The 426-nt window shown below is 77.7% G+C and carries 1 protein-coding gene; it reads right to left on the reverse strand.

What is annotated here, in order from left to right; translation table 11 throughout:
- Positions 1 to 283: hypothetical protein (locus tag JNW98_RS34735; protein ID WP_223772265.1), on the reverse strand; the 283-nt coding region annotated here is incomplete at its 3' end.
- Positions 284 to 426 lie beyond the last annotated feature (143 nt).

The following is a 426-nucleotide window of genomic DNA, read 5'->3' on the forward strand; positions in this document are numbered from 1 at the left end:
TTCGCCGCGCCTCGGCGGCGGCGACCTCCTTGCCGTCGGGCGCGACGTAGGCGACGGGCTTCTTGGGCCCTGACGATCCGGATCCCGAGCAGGCGGTGAGCAGTCCGCCGGCGGCGGAGGCGAGGCCGGCGCCGAGGACGGCGCGGCGCGTGGTGGTGCGGCGCGTGGTGGTGCGGCGCGTGGTGGTGCGGCGCGTGGTGGTGCGGCGCGTGGTGGTGCGGCGCGTGGTGGTGCGGCGCGTGGTGGTGCGGCGCGTGGTGGTGCGGCGCGTGGTGGTGCGCATGGTGAAGGAACCCCTCTGCGGGTGTCGTCGGTGGTGTGCGCGGGCGCGTGCGCGCGTCCGCGGATGCGTACGGGCGCGGACGCGCTCCTATACGCGCAGCACCGACAACCGGGCGAGGGCCTTCCGCCGGGGTGGCGGCGGCG

Origin of the sequence: Streptomyces huiliensis, assembly GCF_020037025.1 — a bacterium.
GTDB lineage: Bacteria > Actinomycetota > Actinomycetes > Streptomycetales > Streptomycetaceae > Streptomyces > Streptomyces huiliensis.